Origin of the sequence: Edaphobacter sp. (genome assembly GCF_035763405.1) — a bacterium.
Taxonomy (GTDB): domain Bacteria; phylum Acidobacteriota; class Terriglobia; order Terriglobales; family Acidobacteriaceae; genus Edaphobacter.
This window is the reverse complement of the sequence record NZ_DASUBE010000153.1, coordinates 1-3,165: the sequence shown is the minus strand read 5'-3', so window position 1 is coordinate 3,165 and position 3,165 is coordinate 1. Positions and strand designations below refer to the sequence as shown.

Here is a 3,165-nt window from a genome sequence, read left to right as displayed (position 1 = left end):
TGACTGGATCCAGGAGCAATCCCCAGGGCGGGCTACGACAGTAATCGCAAAGCGCGTCGGCAATCGGTTGGGAGTGGAATCTGATCTGGCGAACCTCAAGAAGTACACGTTGCGAGGCAGATCGCCCGAGTCGACTCAGTCCAGAAGGCGTCGCCACTATCGGATCTCAGTAGTTTCCGAGTCTGCCGAGTTCGGTGCATTGCTGACTATGGTAGCGGCAGTGCCGGCGCGATCTGGCCTTCGAGTGGGATCCGGAGGTGCTACATGCAACCGAAAGCGAGAGGTTTCTTTGATGGTAAGTGACATTCCGGCTGCCACCGCAACATCTGCGCCGATATCTCTTCCGAGAATTAGCATTAATGCAGATTGGATACGACCGTTCACGGACGCGCCAGCAAAGTTTTATGCGGGCGTTTGCAAAGAAGCGTTGAGTCGGACCGCCAATCGCCTTCAGGTGCAGGCGGATTACATCAAGATGCTTGCGGAGTGTGACACGCCTCATGGCCTTCTTGCCTGCAATTATGAACTTTTTCAGAGGTCCGCGGCGGTCTGGTTTCAAGAGATCGAAAAGGTCTTTGAACCGCTGCACACTTCTCTTCTGACGAACCGCCGAAGAATCGATTAGGGGCAGCGGTCACTATCATCACAAGGTCCAACGCCGTGATTGATGGGCTCTCCTTATCGAGAGCGGTACCTACCAAGCATCAACTGTGGGACGAGGGTCGAGCACGAACACATAGGAGAGGCGAATGCTGTGGGCGGCGTCAATGATGTGGGGTTACGTCGTCTCAGGAATCGATGGCGAGGTCGGCATGATCTCAGATCTGCTCTTTGATGACACGAATTGGAAGATGCGTTGGCTTGTCGTGAGAACAGGCGATTGGTTCCCCAACCATGATGTGCTTTTGCCTGTTGCCGTTTGGCGGTATCCCGACCCGGCTCGACACCAATTTGGGGTAAACTTAACAGTTCAACAGATTCGGAATAGCCCCCATGTCGAAGACGACCTGCCTGTGTCGAGGCAGGGAGAGGCCTACTCGCCACGCCATCGTGCGACGTCCGGGCCGCGCATCGGCTACGCCGCCCTTTCCATGTCCAAACCCAATGATCCACATCTCCGCAGCATAGACGCCGTCGTTGGACATCGCGTGCACGCAATCGATGGGCTAATCGGTCACGTCGAGGACCTCCTCATCTACGACGTCAATTGGAGTGTACGATTCATCAAGGTCGACACAAGGAACTGGGGCCCCGCTTGCAGGGTGTTGCTTCCACCGCGCCTGGTTCGAAAAATTGATTGGGCAGGGCGAGCGGTACATCTCGATGTCGGTCGCCGGGCGGTCGAAAACAGGTCGCTTTACGATCCGGCCGTCGGGAACGACGTAGCAGATGAGGAGCTGTTTCTTGCATGCAATGACATCAGATGGGTCAAGGAGTGACCATTCCTGATCGGAGGTAACCAGATGCAACAAAGAATCGCGGCACGTGATATTAAGCTGAAGCGAGCGTATAGCCCGCCTTCGACAGGGGACGGTACGCGGATACTGATCGATCGTCTGTGGCCGCGAGGGGTGAAAAAGTCGGATGCAGCCATCGATCGGTGGATCAAGGACATTGCTCCCAGTACGGCGCTGCGAAAGTGGTTCGGACACGATCCTGCACGCTGGCAGGAATTTCGCCGCCGCTACGCGACCGAGATCCGCAATCATGCTGACCAGCTTGCAGAGCTGCGAGCTGCGGCACACAAAGGGCCGGTCACGCTCGTATTTGGTGCGCGTGACGAACTTCATAACGATGCGGTGGTGTTGAGGGATGTCCTCTTGGGGCGGTAAGAAAACGCAGTCAGGACGCGATAACACGGCGCGCGATTGGCACCAGCTGGCTCCTTCCCACTGACGTTGCCCCCAACTTTTATCCAGCGGCAACTGGAGTCTGGCGGTTGAACTCCTCGGTTTGATCGGCGGCAAGGGGCCAAGGCGCGGAGCCCGCCGTAAGCGCAGCGGCTTGGCCCCGTTGCATCAAGAACTGCTCGGTGTAGGCAGCCGGTGTCAGCCAGCCGATGCGCGAATGGGGGCGCACGGTGTTGTAGTCGCGGCGCCATTCCTCGAGCGCAGCCCGGGCCTGGGCGAGCGAGGTGAACAGCGTCTCGTTCAAGAACTCGTCGCGCAGCCGGCCGTTGAAGCTCTCGATGAAGGCGTTCTGCACCGGCTTGCCCGGGGCGATGTAGTGCCAGTCGATGCCGGTCTCGGCGGTCCAGGCCAGGATGGTGTTGCTGGTCAGCTCCGTGCCGTTGTCGCTGCCGATCGCCTTGGGTTTGCCGTGCACGGCGATCAGCCGGTCGAGCTCGCGGGCCACCCGCCTGCCCGACAGCGAGAAGTCGGCCACGGCAAGCAGGCAGCGCCGGGTACAGACGTCGTAGATCGCCAGGATGCGGAACCGTCGCCCGCTCACGAGCTGGTCGGAGACGAAGTCGAGCGCCCACAGCTCGTTCGGGCGCGTGGGCACCGGCATCGGCGTCCTGCTGCCCAAGGCCCGTTTGCGGCCGCCGCGCTTGCGCACCATCAGCCGTTCCTCGCGATAGAGGCGGAACAGGCGTTTGTGGTTCACCACGAAGCCCTCCCGGCGCAGGAAGATCAGCAGGCGGCGGTAGCCGAAGCGACGGCGCTCCCGGGCCAGCGCCACCAGCCGCTCGCGCAGCTTCGGATCGGCGCGCCGGCGACTGCGGTAGCGCACCGTCATGCGCTGGCAGCCGATCACCCGGCACGCCCGCCGCTCGCTCATCTCATGAACGCTCCTGAGATGAGCCACGGCCTCCCGCCTGGCAGCGGGCGTCACCATTTTTTTGTCAGCAGATCCTTCAGCGCCGCGTTGTCCAGGTGCGCCTCGGCCAGAAGCTTCTTCAGCCTGCCGTTCTCGCTCTCCAGCGTCCGCAACCGCCTGGCCTCCGACACCTCCAACCCGCCGAACCGGCTCTTCCAGCTGTAGAACGTCGCCTCGCTGATCCCGTGCTTGCGGCAAAGGTCGGCCGTCTTGGCCCCGGCCTCGTGCTCTTTCAGCACGCCGATGATCTGCTCTTCGCTGAACCTTGATCGCTTCATCGTCTGGTCCTTCCCCAAAAGGGCCAGACTCCACTTCAACCCGGATTAATCGCCGGGGGCAACGTCA

The 3,165-nt window shown here is 60.6% G+C and carries 3 protein-coding genes; 1 reads left to right on the top strand and 2 read right to left on the bottom strand.

The window, feature by feature from the left end; genetic code table 11:
• Window positions 1-962: 962 nt before the first annotated feature.
• Window positions 963-1,145, bottom strand: a complete 183-nt coding sequence (locus VFU66_RS14480; protein ID WP_326446977.1) for a hypothetical protein — start codon at window positions 1,143-1,145, stop codon at window positions 963-965.
• Between the two features lie 318 nt (window positions 1,146-1,463).
• Between VFU66_RS14480 and VFU66_RS14475 the strand changes: the two genes are divergently transcribed.
• Window positions 1,464-1,832, top strand: coding sequence for a DUF488 domain-containing protein (locus VFU66_RS14475; RefSeq protein WP_326446976.1), 369 nt, complete (start codon window positions 1,464-1,466; stop codon window positions 1,830-1,832).
• 79 nt (window positions 1,833-1,911) lie between these two features.
• Here the strand turns inward: VFU66_RS14475 and VFU66_RS14470 are convergent.
• Window positions 1,912-3,098 (bottom strand): IS3 family transposase gene (locus VFU66_RS14470; RefSeq protein ID WP_326446975.1). Its coding sequence is split into 2 segments (ribosomal slippage): window positions 1,912-2,846 and window positions 2,846-3,098, totalling 1,188 coding nucleotides; the frame shifts between segments, so codons are not numbered across the junction.
• Window positions 3,099-3,165: the final 67 nt, after the last annotated feature.